Source organism: Mesorhizobium sp. P2_E10 (genome assembly GCF_056404235.1).
In genome coordinates this window covers 1-24,207 of sequence record NZ_JBFUEK010000005.1, presented here as the reverse complement: position 1 = coordinate 24,207, position 24,207 = coordinate 1, and the positions used below count along the sequence as shown (strand labels likewise).

The window sequence follows — 24,207 nt, the reverse complement described above, 5'->3', positions numbered from 1 at the left end:
ACTGCGGGCACGCCATCTTGAACGGCGCGTTCCCGACACCCGTTTCGCCTGAGGCCACGCGATTGGACGAACCGTTCCTGAGACTCGCCGGGATTTCCAAGTCGTATCCCGGCGTCCTGGCGCTGTCCGACTTTTCGATGGAGGTGCGGCCCGGCGAGGTCATCGGCCTCGTTGGTGAAAACGGCGCTGGCAAATCCACCTTGATGAAGATCCTGGGCGGCATTGTCGCGCCCGATCGTGGCTCCATCGAAATCGACAGGGTGACCCACGAGGCGCTGGCCATTTCGGCGTCCATGGACGCCGGCATCGCCTTCGTCCACCAGGAGCTGAACCTGTTCGACAATCTGGACGTCGCCGCCAATGTATTTGTCGGTCGGGAACCTCGAACCCACGGATTCCTCAACATTATCGACAGCGCAAAGCTGCATGCGATGGTGCAGCCCTACCTTGACCGGCTGGGCGCCAATTTCCCCTCATCCGCTCCGGTCTCCAGCCTTTCCCTTGCCCAGCGACAACTGGTCGAAATCGCCAAGGCGTTGAGCCTGAACGCCAGGCTGGTGATCCTTGACGAGCCGACATCGAGCCTGCCCATCGCCGAGACCGAGAAGCTGCTCAATGTGATTGCCGGGCTGAAGGCCAATGGCATCGCGGTGATGTTCGTCTCGCACCGGCTCAACGAGGTGGTGCAGGCCAGCGACCGTGTGATCGTGCTGCGCGATGGCCAACTCGTGGGCCACCTCGAAGGCGAGGCGATTACACATGATGCGATGGTGAAGCTGATGGTGGGCCGCGACCTGAAAGTTGGGTATGAGGCGCCGGCGAACGTACCAGGCGAGGTGGCGCTCTCCGTCCGCAATCTCAGCACCAGCACATTCCCCTACGCGCAGGTAAGCGTCGATTTCCACCGCGGCGAAATCCTCGGCCTTGCCGGACTGGTCGGCGCGGGCAGAACCGAACTTGCGCACGCGCTGTTCGGTATCGATCGCAGCGAAGGCGGCACCGTTCTCCTCGACGGCGTGCCGGTACGCTTTGCATCTTCCGCCGAAGCGGTGAAGGCCGGCGTCTATCTGGTTCCAGAGGATCGCAAGCGGACGGGACTGCTGCTCGATCTGGCAATCACCCAGAATATCACGCTGCCGAACCTCGGCGCCTATGTGCGAGGCATCACCGTATCAAACGCTGCGGAGCGGGAACAGGCCGAGCGAAGCCGCGGCGAACTCGACATTCGCGCTCCGAATGTTGGGGTACTCACTGGCTCGCTCTCGGGCGGGAACCAGCAAAAAGTCGTCCTTGCCAAATGGCTGGGGATGAAGCCACGGGTCATCATATTCGACGAGCCGACCCGCGGCATCGACATCGGCGCCAAATCCGAAATCTATCGGCTGATGCGTTCGCTTGCCGATGCCGGCGTTGCTGTCGTGATGATCTCCTCGGACATGGAGGAGGTGATCGGGGTTTCCGATCGCGTGGCGGTCATGCACCAGGGCGGCATCACGGGCATTCTCGCTCGGGACCAGTGCAGCGAGGAAAACATCCTCAGGCTCGCGGTTGGACACTGGCAAGGCTGACAGCAAGCCAATCTGGCTTTCGTTGCAGCCTTCAACGGAAGATCTCGCCAACAGCCAGAAACATGGGCGCTCTCGAAAAGCGCATCCGGGACAATCCGTGGGGGACGATCAATGCTGAATCTCAAAAAAGACGCAGGGCTTTTTGTCCTCATCATGGTGGTGGGTACAGTCGTGGCTGTCATAAACCCACGCTTTCTTTCGCCCATCAACATCGCCAACACAGCCAATCTTGTCGGCCTCTTTGGCGTGTTCTCGATTGCCGAGGGGTTGGTGATCATTACCGGCGGCATCGATTTGTCCGCAGGCTCGGTCATTGCGCTGCTTGGCGTCATTTTCGTCGACCTCATAGCCAATCGCGGTGTGCCTTGGCCGCTGGCCGTGCTCATCGTGGTGTGCATTGGCCTCATGTTGGGTCTGATCAACGGTTTGCTCATCACCAAGAAGCACCTGCAGCCCTTTATCGTGACGCTGTGCGGGCTTCTGATCTATCGTGGGATCGCCCGCTTCTATACCCAGGATGCGACGGCCGGGTTTCCCTACGAAACCCGGTTCGAGGAACTGGAATATCTAACCACCGGGCGCACCGACCTGGTCGCGGTTCTTACCAACAACGCCTACACGTCCATTCCCATTCCACATTCCTTCGTCTTCCTACTCGCGCTGGCCGCGGTGATGTGGGTGGTTCTGCATCGCACCGCCTTCGGACGGTATCTCTATGCTGTCGGCAAAAACGAAGAGGCCGCGCGGTTCTCCGGAATCCGCACCGGCCGGGTCATCATCTCAGCTTACGTGATCTGCGCCGGGCTGACTGCGCTGTCTTCTATCTTTCTTGCCATGTACACACGCTCGATCCTGCCGAGCTCGCACGGCAATTTCTATGAACTCTACGCGATCGCTGCCGCCGTCCTTGGCGGGTTCTCGCTGCGCGGCGGGGAGGGCTCAATCATTGGCGTGGTGCTCGGCACGATCCTGCTGCAGGTGCTGCAGAACCTTGTCAACCTTCTGGGAATTCCCTCCTCGCTCAACTTTGCCGTGAGTGGATCGGTAATCCTGATCGGGGTACTGGCCGACCAGGAATACACAGAATTCCGAAAGCGCCGCGAAGTGATGCGGAGCAGGTTTGCTGCCGCCGAAGGTCGTGCCGTGATGCCAGAGCCAGTGAAATAGGTATTAGCAGCATTGCGATCGGCGAGCTGTCGGCCTGTCGATCTCGTCCCGTCCATCAGGACTTAGGATTGGCTTTCCGCCATGCCTCATATTCATCGCTGGCATCTGGGTGCAGCGGATAATAGCGTTGCAACGACCCGCCCTGCATCAGCTTCTCGCGCGAGAATTCTTCCCAATCGTGATGCTTCTTGGCTTCTTCGATTACGCTTGCGGCCATTGCGACGGGAAGCACCACCACCCCGTCGTCGTCGGCGATGATGATGTCGCCGGGGATCACCGTGACACCGCCGCAGGCAATCGGAACGTTGACGGCGTTGGGATAGATGCTGGTCTGCACATGGTAGTTGGGCGTCCAGCCGCGCAGCCACAGGGGCAGATCGAGCTTTTCGACATTGGGCCGGTCACGCATGCACCCGTCGATGACGATGCCGGCGCCACCCCGACCCTTGAAATACGTCGACATCATATCGCCGAAGACGCCCGAACTCATGTCGCCGCGCGCGTCGACCACGACCACATCGCCCGCCTGCGCGTGATAGAGCACGTGCCGGTGCAGTTGCGTCTCCGGATCGGCATATTCGCCCTCGTTGAACAGGTCCGGGCGCTGCGGCAGGAACTGCAGCGTCAGCGCCGGCCCGACGATCGACTTGCCGTGGTTCTGCGCCACCGGACCGACCATGTGTGGATTGCGAAAGCCCATGTGGCCAAGCGTGCCGGCAACCGTCGCGGCGCCGATCTCCCTCAGCGCGTCGATCAGCTCTTTGGGCGGCCGCGTGATGTCGGGAGTGTGTGTCATCGTGGACTCCGGTTGAATTGGAACTACCAGTTGGTAACGGAACCGTCGCGGCGCCTGAGATGTGGGGCTTCCCAGAAACGCAGACTCTGCGACTGCACCGCCGCTTCGTTGACCTCGACGCCGAGCCCCGGCAGATCGCTGACCGGATAGCAGGCGCCGTCGAGCCGCGGTTGCACGGGGAAGAAGTCTGAACTGTCGAAGCCCAGCTTTTTTTCGGGCTCCCTGGTCTCGAGCCACGCGAAGTTGGGTACCGCGGCGGCGAGATGCACGGTCGCCGCCGTGCACACCGGACCAAGCGGATTGTGCGGCATCAGGTCGACATAGTGCGCCTCGCTCCAGCCAGCGACCTTCATCGCCTCGGTGAACCCGCCGACATTGCAGATATCGAGCCGGTTGAACTGATGGATGCCGCGCTCGATATAGGGCAGGAACTGCCATTTGCTGGCAAATTCCTCGCCAATGGCAAACGGGATGTCGGTCATCGTGCGCAGCGATTCGTAGGCCTCCGGCGTCTCGTCGCGTATCGGCTCCTCGAGGAAATCAAGCACGCCGCGGCCGAGCTTGTTGCAGAAGCTTGCCGCCTCGGCCACCGATAGCCGGTGATGATAGTCGATGCCGAGGACGACCTCGTCGCCCAGCGCCTCGCGTGCCTTGTTCAACATCCTTGCGGTAGCGCCGATCGACTCGCGCGGCTCGAAGATGTCTCTGCTGCTTTGTCCGACGGGGAAGAAGCGGATCGCCTGCCACCCCTGCGCGCGCAGTTCGCGGGCGCGCTCGATGGCAACATCGCCCTCGGCCTCGTCTCCGGTCGAGGCGAAGGTGGGGACGCGGTCGCGCTGCTTGCCGCCGAGCAGCTCGTAGACCGGCACCCCCAGCGCCTTGCCCTTGATGTCGTGCAGGGCGATGTCGATGGCGGAAATCGCCGCCTGCAGAACGCGCCCGCCTTCGAAGTACTGGCTGCGATAAACCTCCTGCCAGATCCGGCCAATCTGCATCGGGTCGCGGCCGACGAGAAACTCGCGATAGTGCTCGACCGCGCCGGCCACGGCCTTCTCGCGACCGCTCAGGCCGCTTTCGCCCCAGCCGAAGATGCCCTGGTCTGTCTCGACCTTGACGAGCATCTGGTTGCGCGTTCCCACCCACACCGGATAGGGCTTGATCGCGGTGATCTTAAGCTTCGCAGTCATTCACGCCCACGCTCGACATGCATCCGTCCCTGTCTCAATCGGCCTTGAGGGCCATTTCGGTTTCGCCGTCGAACAGGTGCATCCGCTCCTGGTCGAACTCGAGCCAGATCTGCTCGTCGGGCGCGACTGCAATGGTTGGCGGCACGCTGACGTTGACGATGGCGCCAGACAGGAACGCCTGCACGAAGGTGACGTCTCCGGTCGGCTCCACCGTGTAGGCCTTGGCCGGGACGCTGCCCGGCACCGCGCTCTTGTGGAGCTTGATCGTCGAGTGACGTGCGCCGAGCACGACTTTCCGGGTCGTTGCCTTGGCAACCTTCCGGGCGTTGGGCTGCGAGAGCTCGAGACGCCAGCCCTCCGCGCCGGTCAACACGGTGTTGCCGTTTGCCGTCGATGCCTCCAGCGCGATAAGGCTCATTGCCGGGCTGCCGATGAAGCTGGCGACGAACATGTTCACCGGATGGGCAAAGACCTGCGCCGGTGAATCATATTGCTGTAGGAAGCCGCCATTCATCACCGCCATCTTGTCGGCCATGGTCACGGCTTCGAGCTGGTCGTGCGTCACATAGATGATCGTCGCCTTGAGGTCCTGGTGGAAGCGCTTGATTTCCGACCGCATCTGCACGCGCAGTTTGGCATCGAGGTTGGAGAGCGGCTCGTCCATCAGGAACACTGCGGGGTCGCGCACGAGGGCACGGCCGAGCGCCACACGCTGCTGCTGCCCGCCCGAAAGTTCGCGCGGCTTGCGCTCGAGCAGGTGCGTCATATCGAGCACCCGCGCCGCTTCCCTGACCTTTTTGTCGATCTCGTCCCTGGGCAGTTTGCGCATCTGCAGCGGGAACGCCAGGTTCTTGTAGACCGATTTCTGCGGGTAGAGCGCGTAGTTCTGGAACACCATTGCGATGTCCCGGTCCTTGGGGTCGAGGTCGTTGACCACCCGGTCGCCGATGACGATGTCGCCCGATGTGATCGGGATCAGCCCCGCGACGAGATTGAGCGTCGTTGTCTTGCCGCAGCCTGAAGGGCCGACCAGTGCAACGAACTCGCCGTCATTGACGGTCAGCGAAACCTCGTTGACGGCTTTGAAGCCGCCATAGGTCTTGACGAGATCTCTCAGGACCACGTGGGCCATCGGCAAAACTCCCTAGAGCATGATGCCGAAAAGTGTGAAGCGGTTTTCGGACGACATCATGCTCTATCTCTTTGATTTAGAGGCGGATTCAGATTTCAGGTCGATTCGACCTGAAATCATCCGGCTCTAGTGCTTGACCGCGCCTTCTGTAAGGGCGCGTACGAAGTATCGTTGCAGGACGAGGAACAGCACCACGACGGGCACGCTCATCATGAAGCTGGCCGCCATCAGGCCCGGAAAGTCCGTTGTATTTTCGGAGAAGAAACGCTGGATGCCGACCGGCAGCGTCAGCTGCTCGTTCTTGGAGAGAAAGGTGTAGGCGTAGATATACTCGTTCCACGCGCCGATGAAGGAATAGATCGCGGTGGCGATGATGCCCGGCGTCGAGAGCGGCATCACGATCAGAATGAAGGCCTGGAACCGCGTTGCCCCATCGATGCGCGCCGCCTGCTCGAGCTGCACCGGGATGTTGTCGTAGAAGCCCTTGAGCAGCCAGATCGCCAGCGGCAGGCCGAAAGTGAGATAGGTGAGGATCAGCGAGCCATGCGTGTTCACCAGCCCGAGCATGCGCATCAGGATGAAAAGCGGCACGAGAAAGATCACCGCCGGGAACATGTTGCGCAGCAGCACGGCGAAGAACAGGAAGTTCCGGCCGGGGAAACGGAAACGCGAAAACGCGTAGGCCGCAGGGACAGCCACGATCACTGAAAGGATCGTCGTGGCGGTCGACACGAAAAGGCTGTTCCAGAAGAAGCGGAGGAAGTCCTGGCCGACGCTGTTCTGCGGATCGAGCAGCTTCTGATAGCTGGCGAGGGTCGGCTCGTCCGGCCACCATTGCGGCGGGAATTGCATCGCCGCGAACCCGGACTTGATCGACGTAAGCAGCATCCAGACCATCGGCAATGCGGTGTAGAGGAGCATGAACACGAGGAAGATGCGCCCCGCCCACCGCCATCCGTCGACGCGCATGCGCCGACCTGTCTGACCTCGGGGGACTGTCTCGGTGATCGTGCTCATGCGCCCCCCTCTTTGCGATCGTTGCCGCTGAGCGCACGGACGTAGAAGTAGCCAAGCGTCATCAGCATGAGGAACAGCAGCACCGAATAGGCGGAAGCCACCCCCCAAAGCTGTCGTCCGAAGGCAAGCTCGTAAATGTGGGTGATCCAGATATGCGATGCATTGGACGGTCCGCCGCCGGTCATGATCCACGGGATGATGAAGGAATTGAAATTGGCAACTGCGAGCAGCAGGATCGTCACCGTCGAGACGCTGCTCAGATGCGGGAACGTAACGTGCCAGAAGCGCTGCCAGGCACTGGCCCCGTCGACTTTTGCGGCGCTCAGCAGCTGTTCGGGAACTGTCTGCAGGCCGGCCATCATCATGATCATGGCAAACGGAAACTCGCGCCAGATATTGACGACAATCAGGGAGGGCAGCACCGTGCTGACGTTGTCGATGAAATTCGGCGGCCGGTCGGCCAATCCGAGGCCGACCAGCACCGCGCCGATGATCCCGAAGTCCGAATGATAGATCCACTTCCAGATGTAGGAGGCGGCGACCGCGCTGATGACCCATGGAATGATCAGGATGGCGCGCATGACACCACGGCCGACAAAGTCGCGGTGGAGCGCCAGCGCTGCGCCAAACCCCAGGACGAAGGAGATGAACGTCGACGCCAGCGTCCAGATCAAAGTGTTCCAGGTGACTTTCCAGAACACCCGGCTGGTGAGGATGGCCGTGTAGTTGTCGAAGCCGATGAAGGTCTTGTCGCGGAGCTGCAGGCCAGGCGGCGTCTTAAAAAACGACAGCTCGATCGTGTAATAGATCGGATAGGCGATGACGATGAGCATCACGGCAATCGCCGGCAGCACGTATGCGTAGTCGGCGCGGTGCCCCCACACATTCCGCAGCACGCCGGACCAGCCGGTTTGCAATGTTCGGCGAGCCTCGGCCTTGCCGGTCATGATCGTCACTGTGGCGCGCCCTTGTTTTCTCGGAGCTAGCCGGCTGCACCGTCGGCACAGCCGGCCAGATCGTGTGTCAGGCTCAGGCTAGAGTTTGCCTTCCATCAGGTTCTTTACCTTCTCCGCCGCGTCGTCCGCTGCCTGGTCGACGGTCATCGCTCCGGTCAGGGCATTCTGCAGCATATCCGGGACGATGATGTTCATGATCTCCGGGGCCTGCGGCAGTGCTGGAAACGGGATGCCGTATGGCAGCATCGAGGTGGTGACATCGAGGAACTTGATCTTCTCCAGGCGTTCCTTCATCCATTTGGTCTTGAAGCCGTTGAGGTTGCCCGGGTTCGAGCCGGCATAGGCCATCTTCAGCGACCATTCGGGGCTGGTCCACATGCAGATGATCGCCTTTGCAGCCGGCTCGTCCACCTTGCCGCCCTCGACATATTCGGGCTTCAGGATGTGGATGTTCGAGCCGCCGAACACGACGGCGCGCTTGCCGTCGGGACCGGTCGGGATAAGACCGTAGCGCATGTTGTCGATGACGGTCTGCGCCTTGTCCTTGTCGGTGCCTGTCGCCTTCTTCTGCAGGTCGAGCATGACGTTGTAGTCGGACGGGTGCGAGATCATCATGCCAAGCTGGCCGGCGACGAACAGGGGCTGGTTATCGGCCTGCTGGTTGGTGAGTGCCGAGACCGGAACCGACTTGTCGCGAACATACATATCGTACGAGGCTTGCAGCGCCGCCTTGCTTTGCGGGGTATTGAGTTCGACCTCCTTGTAGGTCGGGCTCGCCGAGGCTTCATCGAAGACGCCGCCGCCATAGCCCCACAGCTGCGGCATGAAACGGTACGGCGTGTTGCCGGCGTTCTTGCGGGCCACGAGACCGTAACCGGCAATGCCGAGCTTGTCGTGAATCTGCTTGGAATACTTGACGACGTCGTCCCAGGTTGCCGGAGCCTTGTCCGGATCGAGGCCTGCTCGCTTGAAGATATCGGCGTTCCAGATGAACGCCATCGTCTCGTTGTTGGTCGGAATGCCGTAGGTCACGCCATCCCAGGTCACGGCCTTCATGGCGCCGGGCCAGAAATCCTCGGTCGAATACCCCACATCCTCGGGTTTCAGCGGCTCCAGATAGCCCTTTGAAGCGAACTCGGTGCCACCCAGGATTTGCAGGCGGACCGCCATCGGCGCGGCATTGCCCAGCAGCGCGGTACGGAACTTATCGAGCAGGTCGTTATAGGTGAGGGCCTGTTCCTCGAGCTGGATGTTTGGATAGGTCTTACGGAAGGTCTCGAAGAACTCCTTGTAGTACTGGCGCAGGAGGTCGGGGTCGCCCTCGAACACACCCTGGTACCAGAAGGTCAGTCGCCCCTTGTAGTCGAGCGGAGTGACCTTGCCGCAATCGGCCGCCGTATCAAACTCCTGTGTGCCTGCAATGGAGCGCACATACTCCGGCGACCATTTGCTCAAATCGACCGGCGGCGCGCCCAGCGCCGACGCCGACATCAGCGACACCATTAATGCAGTGGAGACAGTGCCGCGCAGGACGGCACCGCCGAGTGTGATCCTCGTCATAGGTATCCTCCAGGTTCTCTCCCATGCCGCTCTGCGTCGAGGCAGGCGGTCTCATTCGTTCGATCGCGGGACGTCTGCTGTTTTATGTATCCCTTCGGTCACTTCGTACGTTTTCAGATAGTGGATTACGTGTCAACGCGCTAAATCGTACATTGTTTATGGAAACCGTGCGTGATATCGAGCAAGGCGTGTATTAATTTGGGGAGCCGGCCTTGGCCGAAACAAGCGATTTCAAAGCAGAACCGCCCGAGGGGATTGACCCCATCGGGGCCTCCAGCGAGGGAGCCTCGCTCTATCAGCTGATCAGGGAAGACATCATTGAGGGACGGCTCGCCGCCAACGAGCGGCTTGTGGTGACCGATCTTGCCCGCCGTCACGGCACGTCGACCAACCCCGTGCGCGAGGCCCTGCAGCTCTTGCGCGGGGAGGGGTTTGTCACCTTCCTCCCCAATCGCGGCGCGCGCGTCCGGCCGATAGATCAGGATTTTGTCCGGGATATCTACGAGATCGGGGTCCTGATCGAGCCGGCTCTGACGCGATGGTTTGTGAATATGGCGACTGGAGAGGACATTGCCGAACTCGAACGCATCCAGGGCCTGATTGAAGAGAACAACTTTGCCGACACGTTCCAGCACAGTGAGCTAGATACCGCCTTCCACACCGTGATGTACCAGCGGCACTACAATCGCCATGCCGCCGAGCTTTGGTGGAAGCATCGCGAAGTGCTGCGAGCCGTGAGCCGGCGTTTCAATTTCACGCTTGCCCGGCGTGCCGCGATCATTCGCGAGCATCGCGAACTCATCGCGCATGTAAAAGCGGGAAATGCCGACGAGGCAGCCGAACTGATAGCACGCCATGTCGAAGGCTCTGGCCGGCATGTCCTCGAACACATGCGAGCACGCAACGCTGCCCGGGCAGGATAGAAGATCCGGTCTGGACAGCGCCAGCCTGACCCATTCCAGAAGAGGTAATTGAGATGAAGATCACGAGCATCCGGCCGTGGCTGATCAAGTCCGATGCTTCCTACTGGGGAGAGTATCTGTTCGTCGAAGTGACGACCGACGAGGGGGTGAGCGGTTGGGGAGAGATCACCACCACGACCAGGCTCGCCAACCGCGCTCTCTGCACGATCCTGCGGCAGATAGGCATCGCCCTGACCGGCGAGGACCCAGCGCGCATCGAGCACCTCTGGCACAAGGTTTTCCGTAGCTTCACCTACATGGGCAGCCGCGGCGCCGCCGTCGAATGCGTGAGCGCCATCGACATCGCCCTCTGGGACATCCGGGGCAAAGTCCTTGGCAAGCCGATCTACGAGCTGCTGGGCGGACCGGTGCGTGATGAAATTTCGCTCTACACCCATCCCAACCAGGCCAAATTTACCAGCAAGGAGGCTGTGGTCCGCGAAATTCTTGACATCGTCGAGTCCGGACACACGGCGCTGAAGTTCGACCCTTTCCCGCACCAGGGCCGCAGCCCCGACGGCCAGTCGCGCGAACAGCGGGACGGCTACCTCGATGGCGGCATGACGCGCAAGGACGAGCGCGAGGCGGCCGAACTGACCGCGCTGATCCGCGAAACGGCGGGCCCCGATGTCGACATCCTCATCGATGCGCATGGCCGCTTCGACGTTCCCACTGCCATTCGCCTCTGTCGCAGCCTCGAGGAGGCCGGCCAGATCGACTGGTTCGAGGAGCCCTGTCCGCCCGAGAGCCTCAACGCCCTCAAGCAGGTGCGCGAGAAGGTCAGTGCCGCTATCTCATGGGGCGAGCGCGGCCACACCAAGTGGGATTTCGTCCCGGTGCTGGAGAACAAGCTCGCCGACTACATCATGCCGGACGTCACCTGGACCGGCGGCATTACCGAGCTCAAGAAGATTTCCGCCCTCTGCGAAGCCTACTACATCCCGGTCTCGCCGCATGATGCCGCGGGGCCGATCAATGTGGTTGCCGGCGCGCAGGTGATGATGACCGTTCCCAACTTCTACAAGCTCGAGACGTCGGAGTGGAACCTGGGCAAATATGATCACCTCATCGACACACCGCTCGACGTCTCGAACGGCAGCCTCAAGCTGACGTCGAAGCCTGGTCTCGGTGTCGAGATGGACCGCGACTACCTGCAGGCGCACGAGATAGAGCTGGGCTAGCAACGCTCCAAGCCGGCGCAGCATGCGGACTACAAGCCCCGCCGACCAGTACGAGGACAAGCATGCCAAAGACGAGTGTAGCCGGCGATGCTCTCAATCGGGTGAACACGAACTCCCGGCCGTCCGACCTTCGCATCACCGACATAAGGGTGGCTGAAATCGTCGGCGCGCCATTCACCTCGGCGTTGCTCAAGATCTATACCAACCAGGGGATCGTCGGGCTTGGCGAGGTGCGCGACGGCGCCAGCGCCACCTATGCGCTGATGCTCAAAAGCCGGCTGCTTGGCGAGAACCCTTGCGACATTGACCGGCTGTTCCGCCGCATCAAGCAATTCGGTGCGCACGGCCGGCAGGGCGGCGGCGTGTCGGCAGTCGAGATCGCGCTGTGGGATCTCGCCGGCAAGGCCTATGGCGTGCCCATCTACCAGATGCTCGGCGGACGGTTCCGCGACAAGGTGCGCGTCTATTGCGACACCGACGCGGACAAGCCCAGCGGCACCGAGACCGGCAAGCGGCTCAAGGCGCGGATGGATCTCGGCTTCACCTTCCTCAAGATGGACCTCGGCCTGGCGCAGGTCTCGCACATCCCGGGCGCGGTGGTGGCGCCGGCCGGCGTGCTCGACGGTTTCCGCGCGCATGCCGCTCGCGGCCCGGCACGCACGCTGGACGAGCGCCGCGCGCGCAACGCCGCCTATGACGCGCAGAACGTCCCGCATCCCTTTACCGGCCTCCACTTCACCGAAAAGGGCATCGACCTGCTCGACCAATATATCCACGAAGTCCGCGAAGTGATCGGCTACGAGATCCCGCTCGCCATCGACCATGTCGGCCACATCTCGCTGCAGGACGGCATTCGCCTCGCCCGGCGCATCGAGAAATACGCACCAGCCTGGCTCGAGGACGTGATTCCCTGGCAATACACCGAGCAGTATCGGCAGCTGCAGCAGGCCACCTCCGTGCCGATCTGCACTGGGGAAGACATCTACCTCAAGGAAGCATTCGAGCCGCTGCTCAACGCAGGCATCTCGGTCATCCACCCGGACTTGCTTACGTCAGGCGGCATTCTCGAGACCAAGAAGATCGGCGACGCGGCGCAGGACCATGGCGTTGCCATGGCCATTCACATGGCGGAAAGCCCGATCGCCGCGATGGCGGCCGCGCATGTCGCGGTGGCCACGGAAAACTTCATGGCGCTCGAATATCACAGCGTCGAAGTGGAGTGGTGGGACGACATCGTCACCGGCTTGCCCAAGCCGCTGGTCAAGGACGGGTTCATCACAGTGCCGGACAAGCCGGGACTGGGCATCGACGACGTGGTCGACGAGGTGATCAGCCGGCATCTGCAGCCCGGTGTCACGGGGATATGGCAATCCACCGAGCATTGGGACAATGAATATAGCTGGGACCGGACTTGGAGTTAGCCCAGACCTCCTGCCATCATTCCCCAGGCTCACAGGGCCAACGACCGACCATTCGTGTCGACCTCTCCCAAGGGTGCAAAGAAAGAAACGGACGAAACCATGATCTACGAACTGCGTATCTATGACTGCCTGCCGGGCAGGCTGCCGGGTTTGCTCAAGCGCTTTTCCGACCAAACGCTGGCCATCTGGGAGCGGCATGGCATCCGCCAAGCCGGGTTTTTCACCACGGCGATCGGCGAAAACAGCAATCGCCTCACCTATTTCCTCGCCTGGGAATCGCTGGCCGAGCGTGAGGCGAAATGGGCGGCTTTCGTCACCGATCCGGCATGGCACAAGGCCCGGGACGAGTCTGAGCGCGACGGGCAGATCGTTGCCAATATCAGCAGCCAGCTGCTCACGCCGACAGCGTTCTCGTCTGTGAAATAGGACTGCGCCATGAAGATCACCGACCTGCGCTGTGCCGTCATCGGCAAGCATCCGATCGTCCGCGTCGTCACCGACGAAGGTCTCTACGGCCTTGGCGAGGTCGAGTACACCAAGCCTTATCTCAAACCCTTTGTGCTGCATTTCCGCGAGGCACTGATCGGCGAGGACCCGACCGACGTCGAGCGCGTCATGCTGAAGATCCGCCAGAGGGGTTCGTTCAAGCCCTATGGCGCCGCCGTCAGTGCTATAGAGCATGCTCTGTGGGACATCGCCGGCAAGGCGGCCGCCGTTCCGGTCTACAAACTGCTCGGCGGGAAGGTCCGCGACCAGGTGCGGGTCTATAACGGCTCGATCCGCCGGAAGCGCACCGGCGACCGGCCGGAGGATTACGCCGCTGACGTCAAATGGATGGTGGAGCAGCCGCAGAACTTCTTCATGGTCAAGCAAGGTATCTCATTCCATTCCAACATGAAGGACAGCATCGAGGGCTTTCACTACGGCGTGACGCAGAAGAAGGCCGGCTATCACGGCGCCATGGATCAGGGCATGATCAGCGAGCGCGGTTTCAACCACATGCTCGACTGCGTGATCGCGATGAAGGAAGTGCTGGGCGACAATGTCAGCCTGGCGCTCGACTGCGGCCCGGGTTGGATGCTGCCCGATGCGATCAAGTTCGCTCGCGCGGTCGAGAAGTACAATTTGATGTGGCTCGAGGACATGCTGACCGGCGATTATGTGCCGTGGGTCAATCCGCAGGCCTATCGGGAGCTGACCACCTCCACCTCGACGCCAATCCATACCGGCGAGCAAATCTACCTCAGGCACAATTTCAAGGAACTGATCGAGACGCAGGCGGTGCGCATCATCGGCCCCGATCCCGCCGATGTCGGCGGCATTGCCGAGCTGAAATGGATCGCCGAACACGCCTACATGCACTCGATCCTGATGGCGCCGCACGGTACTGCCAACGGCCTGCTCGGCCTTGGCGCGCTGATCAATGTCTGCGCCACCTTGCCCGCCAACTACATCGCTTTCGAATATCCGAGCGCCTCCGACCCCTGGTGGGAGGACATCGTCATTGGGCTGCCGAAGCAGGTGGTGACGGATTCGATGATCGACGTGCTCGAGGCTCCAGGATTGGGCGTCGACATCGACGCCGCAGGCGCGAAAAAGTATCTTGGCGAAGAAGACGCGGGCTTCTTCGACTGATTGTGCCAGCCTGGGCGAGCTGGCCGCGTTCGCTCGTGGCCGTTGCCTGTTCCTGCAAGCAGCTGTCCTACGCCCTTGCTTTGCCTGGAGACGGACTGCGAAAACGAGTGATAAGGTCGGCCTGCGCCCAGAGTCAAAGATGGGCCGGGAGTACGGAAAATGGCACACCGAATGGGCACCGCAATGCTTGGCTTCTCGGCCCTTGCCCTGGTCGCGTGCCAAGCCGCCCCTGAAACGCGGCAACCCGCCGCTCTCGAACCTGGGACAGAATCTGGTCCTACTCCATCCCAACCTGCCTTGGGTCCCGCCGTCGTTTCTTCCAGTTCGGCAAGCATGGATCAATCCGTGGCGATCACGCCTCCTGGCAAGGGCATTCCAGCAAAATACGCTGCTTTTTCGGGCCTGTGGGCCGGACGATTGGAAGGGACCTACGAAGCCAAACTTGCTGTCCAGACGATTGCTTCCAATGGAAAGGTGACGGCCACCTATGCGTGGGGAAATCTGGCCGACAACTATCCGGGAGAGGCAGCCGGCGCAGGTAGAATTACAGGCACCACGTTGAAGCTTGGACGCCTCCCGAATGGCGCCGACCTCAGCTTTGCGATGCTGCCCGACGGAACCCTAGCCGCAACCGTTGCGCTTGCGGGCCAGACCTACACGGGCACGTTCGTCAGGCAATAGTTGCGCACGCAGCCGCGGATCAACCAAAGTGACCTGAGGTTCTGCCAGCGCATTGATTAAATCAGATATCCCGATATACAAGACAGTTTCGGGTACAGATTTTGGCGTGGGCTGGGAATTCCATGAGCAGCAATTTTCTGGTGATCGAACCTGAGGAAGGCATCGCCGTCCTCAAGGGGCTGGCCTCCTTGGCGCGAATTTCCATGCTGAAACTGCTGCATGAAAAAGGGCCGATGAATGTCAACGACATCGCTGCCGTGCTGTCGCTGCCGCAATCGACGGTCTCGACCAATATCCAGGTGCTCGAGGATGCGGGCCTGATCCGGACCGAGAACCAGAAGGCGAAGAAAGGCAGCCAGAAGATTTGTTACCCGACCGCCGAGGAAGTGCTCGTGGTGTTCAAGAGCGAGTATCGCGCGGTCAAGAACAACGCCATCGAAGTGTCGATGCCGATCGGGCTCTACACTGGTTTCGAGGTGACGGCACCCTGCGGCCTGTGCTCTCCAGATGGCATTATCGGTCTGCTCGACGTACCGAATACTTTCCTCGATCCGGACCGTATGAAGGCTGGGCTGCTATGGTTCACGCGCGGCTTTGTCGAGTATCAGTTTCCCAACAATGCCAAGCTCGCCAATGCCGAGATTACCGAGCTCGAAGTGGGGATTGAACTGTCCTCGGAGGTGCCGGGCACCAGCGCCGACTGGCCCTCCGACATCACGCTGACGATCAATGGCGTCGATGTCGGCACCTGGACGTCGCCCGGCGATTTCGGCGACAAGCGCGGCGTCTTCACGCCGGCCTGGTGGAAGCTCAAGGGCTCGCAATATGGTAAGCTGAAGAACTGGCGAATTTCCGCTGACGGCACTTACGTCGACGGGGTCAGGATTTCCGAAACCAGCCTCGCCGCGCTCGACCTCAAGGGCCATCATTCAATCCGCATCCGCATCGGCGTCAAGGACGACGCCAAGCGCCCCGGCGGGATCAACATTTTCGGCAAGGGATTTGGAAACTACGACCAGGATATTCTGCTCAGGATCAAAACCGGTTGATATCATCAAATCGGGTTTCGAAGATAACGCAGCAATTTCAGTCATTTGCTCACATTGATGACCGAGGCTGCAGTTAAATTGTCAGACATTTGGCTGTTTTTGACTTGACGGATGGGTGCTGCTTCCCTTTGATATCGGACAAGATGATTTAAATCATCATTTGTGATATCATGGGAGGAAAACGCATGAAGGCAGCCGTCACGGCGCATCCGCACTATGTCGTCTCGAAAATCGATCCGAGGCTCTATGGGTCCTTTATCGAGCATCTCGGGCGTGCGGTTTACACCGGCATCTATGAGCCGGGCCATCCGACGGCAGATGCCAATGGCATGCGTCAGGACGTCATCGATCTGGTCAGGGAACTCAATGTTCCGATCGTGCGCTATCCCGGCGGCAATTTTGTTTCCGCCTACAATTGGGAAGACGGCGTCGGCCCCAGGGAAGAGCGGCCGGTGCGCCTCGACCTTGCCTGGCATACGTCGGAAAGCAACGAAGTCGGCCTGCATGAATTTGCCGACTGGTGCGCCTCCGCCAACACCGAGATGATGCTGGCCGTCAATCTCGGCTCGCGTGGCCTCGATGAAGCCCGCAACCTTCTGGAATACGCCAATCATCCTGGCGGCAGTGAGTGGAGCGACAAGCGCATCGCCAACGGCCGCAAGCAGCCCTTCGACGTCAAGCTCTGGTGTCTCGGCAACGAAATGGACGGCCCCTGGCAGATCGGCCACAAGACCGCCGACGAGTATGGCCGCCTGGCCCACGAGACCGCCAAGGCGATGCGCGCCTTCTCCAAGTCGCTCGAACTCGTGGTCTGCGGTTCTTCGAATGCCAGGATGCCGACCTATCCCGAATGGGAAGCGGTGGTTCTCGACCACACCTACAACGAGGTCGACTACATCTCGCTGCATATGTATTTCGACAACGAAGCCAATGATGCGCCGAACTACCTCGCCATGAGCGAGAAGCTCGACGACTACATCGTCTCGGTCTCAGGCGTCATCGACTACATCAAGGCCAAGAAGCGCTCCAGCAAGCAGGTCTACATCTCGTTCGACGAATGGAACGTCTGGTACCATTCCAAGGAGCAGGACAAGAAAATCCTCGGCGGCAATGACGGCTGGCCCTTTGCCCCGCCACTGCTCGAAGACATCTACAATTTCGAGGACGTGCTGCAGGTCGGACTGATCCTCAACACCTTCATCCGCCGTTCCGACGTCGTCAAGATCGCGTGCATGGCGCAACTGGTCAACGTCATCGCACCGATCATGACCGTTCCCAATGGCCCGGCATGGCGCCAGACGATCTTCTATCCCTATCTCTATGCCTCGATCTACGGCCGCGGCAACGCGCTGGATCTCAAGGTCGAAAGCCCGACCTACAAGTCCAACGTCGCCGGCGACGTTGCCTATGTCGACGTCGCCGGCGTGCATGACACGCAAACCGGGCATGTCACCTTCTTCGCCGTCAACCGCCATCCGGACGAGGCAATCGAAACCGTCATCGACATCAGCGGTTTCGGCACGGGCGACATCGTCGATCACCAGGCGATCACGCACGCGGATCTGAAAGCCGTCAACTCGGCCGGGAACCCCGGCAATGTCGGCCCCAGGAAGGGGGAGGGCGCCTCGCTGGCTGGCGACAAGCTCCGCCTGTCGCTGCCGGCCTATTCCTACCAGATGATCCGCCTGAAGCTCTGACTTCAGGCGGATTGTCGGAAAGTGCATGCGCTGAGGAGGAGCGTCGACGTGACGGCCGATATCGAGATCAGGAATGTGAGCAAGCGGTTCGGTACCATGTCGGTGCTTGAGGACCTGTCGCTTTCCATCAAGGCACGTGAATTCATCGTGTTCCTTGGACCGTCCGGCTGCGGAAAATCGACGCTGCTGCGCATGATCGCCGGCCTCGAAACCGTCGACAGCGGCGAGATCGCCATCAACAACGAACGCATCGACCACCTGCCGCCGGGCAAGCGCGGCATTGCCATGGTGTTCCAGTCCTATGCGCTTTATCCGCATATGAGCGTGCGCGACAACATGGCCTTCGGGCTTGAGAACGTCGGCATGTCGCGCGAGGTCATCGACGCGCGGATCAACGAGGCCGCCCGCATCCTCGAAATGCCGCATCTGCTCGAGCGCAAGCCTGGCCAGCTCTCCGGCGGCCAGCGCCAGCGTGTCGCCATCGGCCGGGCGATCGTCAAGGAGCCCAAGGCCTTCCTGTTCGACGAGCCGCTCTCCAATCTCGATGCGGCGTTGCGCACCCGCACCCGCCTCGAACTTGCCCAGCTTCACCAGCGCCTGCAATCGACGATGATCTTCGTCACTCATGATCAGGTCGAGGCCATGACGCTCGCCGACCGCATCGTCGTCATGAACAATCGCAGGATCGAGCAGATCGGCTCGCCGATGGAGATCTACGAACGCCCGGCGACCAGATTTGTCGCCGGCTTCGTCGGCGCCCCGGCGATGAATTTTGTCGAGGCGACGCTCGACAGATCGGGAGACAATGCCGCCGCCAGCTTTGCGGACGGCATATCGGTCCAGACCGGGGTCGCCTCCACCCAGCTGAGCGACGGCAGGTACAGCTTCGGCATCCGTTCGGAAGATGTCCGCATCGTTGCCGCCGGACAGGGCAATGCCGACGGCGTGGTCGATGTGCTCGAGCGGCTCGGCGAACGCACCTTGGTCTACGCGCGGCTGGGCGACGGCCAGCAGATCGTCGCCTCCGATGCCGGCAACAGCCGTGTCGCGGTCGGCCACAAGGTCGGGCTCGCCTTCGACGGCCAGAAATCACATCTGTTCAACGAGACCGGCCGCGCCTGGCATGCGGGGGAGGCCTGATATGGCTGACCGGCTGACGATGCCGCAGACCGCGACGCCGGCCGCGAGCGTCAGGGCCCCAAGCGTCGACATCTACGCGCCGCAATGGCGAAACTTCATGTTCGTCGCGCCATTCCTGTTCTTCTTCACGACGCTGCTCGTCTTCCCGCTGCTGTGGGGAATGTGGCTGAGCTTCCACAAGGCCGACACCTTCTCGTCCGGAAATTTTGTCGGGTTCGGCAACTATGTCAGGCTGTTCCACGACAAGGTGTTTTTGCAATCGGTCTGGAACACCTTCTACTTCGTGCTTCTGACGGTGCCGACACTGGCGCTGATCGGCCTGTTTCTCGCGCTTTGCCTCAACCGCCGCACCCGCACCGCCGCCGTGCTGCGGACCTTGTTCTTTTCTTCCTCGGTGCTGTCGGTCACCATCGTAACACTGATCTGGCGCATCGTGTTCATTCCGAATGTCGGCCTGCTGTCGACGATCTACGGATGGTTCGGCGCCACTGCGCCGGCTTTCATTTCCGATCCCAGCCTTGCGATGATCGGCATCGCCATTGCCACCATCTGGTGGTGCATCGGCCTGCCGATGATGCTCTTTCTCTCGGCCCTGCAGCAGATCCCGCAGGATATCTACGAAGCAGCAGCGCTCGACAATGCCAACCGCTGGCAGACGCTGCGCTCGATCACCCTGCCGTCGATCAAGCGCACCTTCATCCTGGTGATCATTGTCCAGATCGTGCTGCAATTTCAGCTGTTCGGCCAGGCCTGGCTGATGACGCGTGGCGGCCCGAACAACCTGACCAAGCCGATCGTTCTCTACATCTACGACACCGCATTCCGTCGCTGGGATCTGGGCCTGGGTGCCGCGGCATCGGAAATCCTGTTCATCCTCATCCTGATCGCGGCCATGGCCCAATATCTCGTCACGCGCAACAAGGCGGATCAGCCATGAGAGCGCCAGCCATTTCCATCAGCGGACGCGCATTTGGCGACCGCGTGTTGCTGGCTCTCGTCATCCTGCTTTCGATGGTCATGATCGCGCCGGTGCTGTGGGTCATCGGCCTGTCGCTGAAGGACAATGTCGAGCTGATGGCCGATCCGAATTCGGTCTTTCACGCGCCCTACACGCTCAAGAACTACATCAACACCATCGGCACCTCGTCGGTGTTCGTCTGGGTGTTCAACAGCATCATCGTCTCGGGAGGATTGACGCTTGGCACGCTGGTCCTGTCGTCGCTCGCCGGCTACGGTTTTGCGCGGCTGAATTTCCCTGGCCGAAACATCCTGTTCGTCATCGTGCTCTTCGGCCTGGCGGTTCCCGAACAGGCCGTGCTGGTCGCCCGCCACCAGATCTTCAGCCTATTGAAGTTCCACAACACCTATCACGGGCTCATCCTCCCGGGCCTGTCGGCTTCGTTCGGCGTCTTCCTGATGACCCAATATTTCAAGGCCATCCCGAAGGAGCTGGACGAAGCCGCCATGCTGGACAATGCCAGCCGGTTCAGGATTTTCTGGAAGGTGCTGCTGCCGCTCACGGTGCCCGCGCAGGCAACCCTCGGCATCTTCACCTTCCTCGGCGCATGGAACGACTATCTGTGGCCGCTGATCTCGGCGACCAAGCAGGACATGTATACACTGACCGTCGGCATGGCCTCGACGCAGACCAATTTCGCCCAATCCGAAGGCATCGGCTTCCTGATGGCGCAGGCGGTGTTCGCCGGCGCGCCGATCCTCATCGTCTATCTGTTTTTCCAGAAATACATCGTCACGGCCGTATCCGGCGCTGCGGTGCGATGACGAGATTGCCTGACGGCGCAGGAGCGCGCCGCGGTGATGGAACGCATGACGCCAATCCAGGGTGGAGTGGCGGAAAACTCAGGAGGAGGAACTGACATGAAAATGAAGAGAATGCTGCTTGCCGCGGTCTCCGCGGGGGTAATGATGCTGGCCAGCCCGAGCCTTGCGGCAACCGAGCTGACCGTGCAGCGCTTTTTCGGTGCTTGCGATGCCGATTTCGGCACCAACACCGATGTCACCAAGGCCGTCGGCGAATGTGGCATCATCACTTCGCTGATCAACAAGTTCAATGCCGACAATCCCGATGTGCACGTCACGGTCTCCACCGTGGAATGGCCGGGCTATGACCAACTGACGGCGCAGTTCGCTTCGGGCGATGCTCCCGACATCGTCACGATCCATGAATCGGCGCTTTCCGACTACCAGTCCAAGGGCCTGTTGATGCCGCTCGACGATCTCTTGAAGTCCGTTGGCGTGACGCCTGACGCCTTTACCGATGCGGCGCGCAACGGCGCCACCAAGGACGGCAAGATCTACGGCCTGCCGATCGACAGCTGGACGATGCTCTATCACATCAACATGGATCTCTTTAAGCAAGCCGGCCTCGTCAACGCCGACGGCACGCCGATGCTTCCGAAGTCACCAGAGGAATTGCTCGCCCAGGCCGAACAATTCAAGCAGAAGACAGGCAAGCCCTATTTCGTCCAGAACCTGGCGAATGAGACGGCGCTCTACACCCGCAATCTCTACACCTATCTCTTCCAGCAGGATTCCGACTTCTTTGCCGACCCGAAGCATGTGAAATTGAACACGCCGGAAGCCAAGAAGGTCGTGGAGATGTACAAGGCGATCTTCGACAAGGGCTACACCACCAAGGACCTCGACTATGGCGGCGCGATCAACGCTTTCCTCGCTGGCGAAGGTGGCGTCCAGCTCAACGGCACGTGGGTTGTCGGTGACAACAACGCCCAGTCCGAAACCAAGGGCACTGCGCTCAACAAGGGTGGCTATGCGGTCTACCCATATCCGCAGCTGTTTGGTGGTGCCCATGCGCAATATGCCGACGGCCACACCTGGGCCGTGTCGCAAAAGGACCGCACGCCTGAGCAGACCGCGGCCATCGGCAAGTTCCTGAAGTTCTTCGCCGACAACGACTTCGAATGGTCGCGCACCGGCCATCTGCCGGCTTACAAGGCCATCATCACCTCCGATGCCTTCAAGGCGCTGCCACATCGCAACACGATCTCCGCCGTCGCCGATCTCGGCAGGCCACTGCCGTCAGCGGTACAACGTCAGTTTGCGATCCAGGACATTGTCGGCGAAGAGATGAGCGCTGCAATCACCGGCCAGAAAGACGTCGATGCCGCGCTTGCCGACATGGAAAGCCGCGTCAACGAATTGCTCGCCAACATTTGACCGCGGAGGCGAATGCTCCGCTCCACCCCACGGCTGGAAACATTCATGGGGTGGAGCGAGCAATCTCCTTTGTCCATGCAGGACCATTCCAGCCTTCAAGGCTGCAGTGAACCCCGACAAATCGAAATTCGGGCTCACCATCAGGCGGCCTCCGGCATCCGCAAGATGCCGCACGTCGCCGGAACATCATTGGCGCGTGTCCAACAGGATCATCTCCGCCGCCTTCTCGGCGATGAACCTTTTAGGCATTCCATAGTCCCTCAACTTTGCGGTGAGTGGATCGGCGATCCTAATCGGCGTACTCGCCGACCCGGAATATACGGAGTTCCGTCTTCATTGCGCGGCGCTTTCGCAGCCAACTCGCTGCCGCCGAGTCGCTGCATCGGATTGAGCCTGCATCCGTTCGGGAGGAGGTGGAGGCGGCTGGCTTCGTACTGGACGCGGAAAGCACCATGCTCGCGAACAAGGACGATCCGCACTCGATCAAGGTGTTCGATCCCTCGATTAGGGGCCAGACCGATCGCTTCGTCTATCGATTTTTGAAGATCTAACACTGAGCTATTCGCCAACGATGAGGTCGACCCTCGTACGGGAGGCGGCTTTGACAAGTGCGACGACCGATTGTGGGTTGGTTTCGGAACGACAGCTTACCGCAGACGTCGGTTGAAACCGGATCGTCCGCTCTCGGCCCACCGCGGCCATTCTGGAGCATGGCTCCGACCGTTCGCAAATGAGGTTAGCTAAAGTCGGCTGTATGGCGTCACGGGACCATGCGGAACGATACGGGAAGATTTCTGATTTTGGCCCACGAAAAACTCAACAAAATCAACGATTTTAATACGCCTCCGGGCCCACCAAAACGACCGCGTAAGTTACTGATTTTTATGCCATTTTCTGAAGGGGCCCTCGACTGGACTCGAACCCCCTATTTCTACCCAAGCACTTATTGGTCGAACGTCCGCCAGTGCCGCCGTTGTCGAGGCAGACATCTGAAATACGATTTTCACATTGAGACGATATCCAACAGTTCAATTCTATAGGGCGCACTTTTAAGGACGCTGCCCTGGAGGGAGAGTAACCGAAATCCAACGTTCTCCACTCAAGCTTCAATTTCGAGAGAAATGCTCGACCCGCTCTAAAGATTGCGAGTTACGCGTAAAAGCCGCCGACCTTGAGATCTATTCAATCTACCGACCATTGAGCAGCCATCTGGCAACGTCTAATCTGGTAACGTCTAATATGAGGTGGGCATCAGAGGTCGCTGGGGTGACATTTGATCGGTTCGGATCGGCTAGCCGCTCTTGTAACGCTATTCCTGCTGCAACTTGTTAGTTGTCTGGCTTGGCCTGAATACGGGCAAGCGCAGTCAGCGAAGCCGCTGCACGGTGTGGCTCTGGTCATCGGCGAGTCGCACTATCTGGAACTGCCAGGTTTGAGCAATCCGGCCAATGATGCGCGCGCTGTAGCCCAGCTTCTTGGCAATCTTGGTTTCGAGGTCAACTCCGTCGCCGACGGCGACGCCAGTCGCCTCAAGATCAGCCTCAGTCGTTTTGTCCAGGATGCGGCTGGCGCCGAGGTCGCGCAGGACGTGCACAAAGGCGGGTCTGCTTCGCGCCTCATGCACGAACCCGCTTCGCGGGAGTGTCGCCTGTTCTGAGATGGCGCGGTATTCATAGGCCTTGAGCGGGTAGAGACCGCGATCCGACCATGGAGTTCCCTTCAACGAGAGGAACTTGCCATGGCTACCCTGTCGACCGATGCTCCGATCACGCCGCTTCGCCAGCGCATGCAGCAGGACATGCTGATGCGGGGCCTGGGACCGCATACGCAGCAGGACTACGTTCGTCATGTCCGACGCTT

General features: G+C 60.6%; 21 protein-coding genes and 1 pseudogene. 16 read left to right on the top strand and 6 right to left on the bottom strand.

Annotated elements, in window-relative coordinates; translation table 11 throughout:
• The first annotated feature begins 62 nt into the window (after window positions 1-62).
• Together AC1D0N_RS14800 and AC1D0N_RS14795 are read left to right on the top strand one after the other, a co-directional pair.
• The gene (locus AC1D0N_RS14800; RefSeq protein WP_477245064.1) at window positions 63-1,568 is read left to right on the top strand and encodes a sugar ABC transporter ATP-binding protein; all 1,506 of its coding nucleotides are present in this window, start codon (window positions 63-65) and stop codon (window positions 1,566-1,568) included.
• Window positions 1,569-1,679: 111 nt separating this feature from the next.
• On the top strand, window positions 1,680-2,735 hold the full coding sequence (locus AC1D0N_RS14795) for an ABC transporter permease (RefSeq protein ID WP_477245062.1): 1,056 nt from the start codon (window positions 1,680-1,682) through the stop codon (window positions 2,733-2,735).
• A gap of 55 nt (window positions 2,736-2,790) precedes the next feature.
• Here AC1D0N_RS14795 and AC1D0N_RS14790 read toward each other — a convergent pair whose 3' ends face one another.
• The 6 genes from AC1D0N_RS14790 to AC1D0N_RS14765 all read right to left on the bottom strand — a co-directional run bounded on the left by AC1D0N_RS14790 (window position 2,791) and on the right by AC1D0N_RS14765 (window position 9,383).
• Window positions 2,791-3,531 (bottom strand): ribonuclease activity regulator RraA, encoded by a 741-nt coding sequence (locus AC1D0N_RS14790; RefSeq protein WP_477245060.1) that lies wholly within the window; start codon window positions 3,529-3,531, stop codon window positions 2,791-2,793.
• Between the two features lie 23 nt (window positions 3,532-3,554).
• Window positions 3,555-4,718, bottom strand: a complete 1,164-nt coding sequence (locus AC1D0N_RS14785; protein WP_477245058.1) for a mandelate racemase/muconate lactonizing enzyme family protein — start codon at window positions 4,716-4,718, stop codon at window positions 3,555-3,557.
• A gap of 34 nt (window positions 4,719-4,752) precedes the next feature.
• Window positions 4,753-5,850 carry an ABC transporter ATP-binding protein gene (locus AC1D0N_RS14780; RefSeq protein ID WP_477245057.1) on the bottom strand — a complete coding sequence of 366 codons (1,098 nt, stop codon included), beginning with the start codon at window positions 5,848-5,850 and terminating at the stop codon, window positions 4,753-4,755.
• Window positions 5,851-5,976: 126 nt separating this feature from the next.
• Window positions 5,977-6,867 (bottom strand): carbohydrate ABC transporter permease, encoded by an 891-nt coding sequence (locus AC1D0N_RS14775; protein ID WP_477245055.1) that lies wholly within the window; start codon window positions 6,865-6,867, stop codon window positions 5,977-5,979.
• Window positions 6,864-7,823, bottom strand: a complete 960-nt coding sequence (locus tag AC1D0N_RS14770; RefSeq protein WP_477245053.1) for a carbohydrate ABC transporter permease — start codon at window positions 7,821-7,823, stop codon at window positions 6,864-6,866. Before AC1D0N_RS14770 ends, AC1D0N_RS14775 begins: the two co-directional genes overlap by 4 nt.
• A gap of 78 nt (window positions 7,824-7,901) precedes the next feature.
• Entirely contained in the window at window positions 7,902-9,383 is a 1,482-nt protein-coding gene (locus AC1D0N_RS14765; RefSeq protein ID WP_477245051.1) for an ABC transporter substrate-binding protein, read from the bottom strand.
• Between the two features lie 212 nt (window positions 9,384-9,595).
• Between AC1D0N_RS14765 and AC1D0N_RS14760 the strand changes: the two genes are divergently transcribed.
• From AC1D0N_RS14760 to AC1D0N_RS14695, 14 genes and pseudogenes are all read left to right on the top strand, one after another.
• Complete coding sequence (locus AC1D0N_RS14760) at window positions 9,596-10,306, top strand: GntR family transcriptional regulator (protein ID WP_477245049.1); 711 nt, start codon at window positions 9,596-9,598, stop codon at window positions 10,304-10,306.
• A 53-nt stretch (window positions 10,307-10,359) separates the two neighbouring features.
• Window positions 10,360-11,526 (top strand): mandelate racemase/muconate lactonizing enzyme family protein, encoded by a 1,167-nt coding sequence (locus AC1D0N_RS14755; protein ID WP_477245047.1) that lies wholly within the window; start codon window positions 10,360-10,362, stop codon window positions 11,524-11,526.
• 62 nt (window positions 11,527-11,588) lie between these two features.
• Window positions 11,589-12,947, top strand: a complete 1,359-nt coding sequence (locus AC1D0N_RS14750; protein ID WP_477245045.1) for a mandelate racemase/muconate lactonizing enzyme family protein — start codon at window positions 11,589-11,591, stop codon at window positions 12,945-12,947.
• A gap of 99 nt (window positions 12,948-13,046) precedes the next feature.
• Window positions 13,047-13,373 (top strand): NIPSNAP family protein, encoded by a 327-nt coding sequence (locus AC1D0N_RS14745; protein ID WP_477245043.1) that lies wholly within the window; start codon window positions 13,047-13,049, stop codon window positions 13,371-13,373.
• Between the two features lie 9 nt (window positions 13,374-13,382).
• Window positions 13,383-14,582, top strand: a complete 1,200-nt coding sequence (locus tag AC1D0N_RS14740; protein ID WP_477245042.1) for a mandelate racemase/muconate lactonizing enzyme family protein — start codon at window positions 13,383-13,385, stop codon at window positions 14,580-14,582.
• A gap of 345 nt (window positions 14,583-14,927) precedes the next feature.
• Entirely contained in the window at window positions 14,928-15,263 is a 336-nt protein-coding gene (locus AC1D0N_RS14735) for a hypothetical protein (protein WP_477245040.1), read from the top strand.
• Between the two features lie 122 nt (window positions 15,264-15,385).
• Window positions 15,386-16,312, top strand: coding sequence for an ArsR/SmtB family transcription factor (locus tag AC1D0N_RS14730; RefSeq protein ID WP_477245038.1), 927 nt, complete (start codon window positions 15,386-15,388; stop codon window positions 16,310-16,312).
• A gap of 185 nt (window positions 16,313-16,497) precedes the next feature.
• On the top strand, window positions 16,498-18,009 hold the full coding sequence (arfA, locus tag AC1D0N_RS14725; protein ID WP_477245037.1) for an arabinosylfuranosidase ArfA: 1,512 nt from the start codon (window positions 16,498-16,500) through the stop codon (window positions 18,007-18,009).
• Between the two features lie 48 nt (window positions 18,010-18,057).
• A complete protein-coding gene (locus AC1D0N_RS14720; protein ID WP_477245035.1) occupies window positions 18,058-19,149 on the top strand; it encodes an ABC transporter ATP-binding protein in 1,092 nt (363 codons plus the stop codon).
• 19 nt (window positions 19,150-19,168) lie between these two features.
• Complete coding sequence (locus AC1D0N_RS14715; RefSeq protein WP_477245891.1) at window positions 19,169-20,086, top strand: carbohydrate ABC transporter permease; 918 nt, start codon at window positions 19,169-19,171, stop codon at window positions 20,084-20,086.
• Window positions 20,083-20,931 (top strand): carbohydrate ABC transporter permease, encoded by an 849-nt coding sequence (locus AC1D0N_RS14710; RefSeq protein WP_477245033.1) that lies wholly within the window; start codon window positions 20,083-20,085, stop codon window positions 20,929-20,931. Before AC1D0N_RS14715 ends, AC1D0N_RS14710 begins: the two co-directional genes overlap by 4 nt.
• 102 nt (window positions 20,932-21,033) lie before the next feature.
• Window positions 21,034-22,347, top strand: a complete 1,314-nt coding sequence (locus AC1D0N_RS14705) for an ABC transporter substrate-binding protein (protein WP_477245889.1) — start codon at window positions 21,034-21,036, stop codon at window positions 22,345-22,347.
• Window positions 22,348-22,715: 368 nt separating this feature from the next.
• A pseudogene (locus AC1D0N_RS14700) lies at window positions 22,716-22,898 on the top strand (class I SAM-dependent methyltransferase); the annotation flags it as partial.
• 836 nt (window positions 22,899-23,734) lie between these two features.
• The gene (locus tag AC1D0N_RS14695; RefSeq protein WP_477245888.1) at window positions 23,735-24,004 is read left to right on the top strand and encodes a caspase family protein; all 270 of its coding nucleotides are present in this window, start codon (window positions 23,735-23,737) and stop codon (window positions 24,002-24,004) included.
• Window positions 24,005-24,207 lie beyond the last annotated feature (203 nt).

Coding starts and splice junctions, on each gene's coding strand:
- AC1D0N_RS14730 (WP_477245038.1), top strand. CDS start 15,386: ATGAGCAGCAATTTTCTGGTGATCGAACCTGAGGAAGGCATCGCCGTC.
- AC1D0N_RS14745 (WP_477245043.1), top strand. CDS start 13,047: ATGATCTACGAACTGCGTATCTATGACTGCCTGCCGGGCAGGCTGCCG.
- arfA (WP_477245037.1), top strand. CDS start 16,498: ATGAAGGCAGCCGTCACGGCGCATCCGCACTATGTCGTCTCGAAAATC.
- AC1D0N_RS14705 (WP_477245889.1), top strand. CDS start 21,034: ATGAAGAGAATGCTGCTTGCCGCGGTCTCCGCGGGGGTAATGATGCTG.
- AC1D0N_RS14790 (WP_477245060.1), bottom strand. CDS start 3,531: ATGACACACACTCCCGACATCACGCGGCCGCCCAAAGAGCTGATCGAC.
- AC1D0N_RS14755 (WP_477245047.1), top strand. CDS start 10,360: ATGAAGATCACGAGCATCCGGCCGTGGCTGATCAAGTCCGATGCTTCC.
- AC1D0N_RS14750 (WP_477245045.1), top strand. CDS start 11,589: ATGCCAAAGACGAGTGTAGCCGGCGATGCTCTCAATCGGGTGAACACG.
- AC1D0N_RS14715 (WP_477245891.1), top strand. CDS start 19,169: ATGCCGCAGACCGCGACGCCGGCCGCGAGCGTCAGGGCCCCAAGCGTC.
- AC1D0N_RS14795 (WP_477245062.1), top strand. CDS start 1,680: ATGCTGAATCTCAAAAAAGACGCAGGGCTTTTTGTCCTCATCATGGTG.
- AC1D0N_RS14780 (WP_477245057.1), bottom strand. CDS start 5,850: ATGGCCCACGTGGTCCTGAGAGATCTCGTCAAGACCTATGGCGGCTTC.
- AC1D0N_RS14785 (WP_477245058.1), bottom strand. CDS start 4,718: ATGACTGCGAAGCTTAAGATCACCGCGATCAAGCCCTATCCGGTGTGG.
- AC1D0N_RS14710 (WP_477245033.1), top strand. CDS start 20,083: ATGAGAGCGCCAGCCATTTCCATCAGCGGACGCGCATTTGGCGACCGC.
- AC1D0N_RS14775 (WP_477245055.1), bottom strand. CDS start 6,867: ATGAGCACGATCACCGAGACAGTCCCCCGAGGTCAGACAGGTCGGCGC.
- AC1D0N_RS14765 (WP_477245051.1), bottom strand. CDS start 9,383: ATGACGAGGATCACACTCGGCGGTGCCGTCCTGCGCGGCACTGTCTCC.
- AC1D0N_RS14740 (WP_477245042.1), top strand. CDS start 13,383: ATGAAGATCACCGACCTGCGCTGTGCCGTCATCGGCAAGCATCCGATC.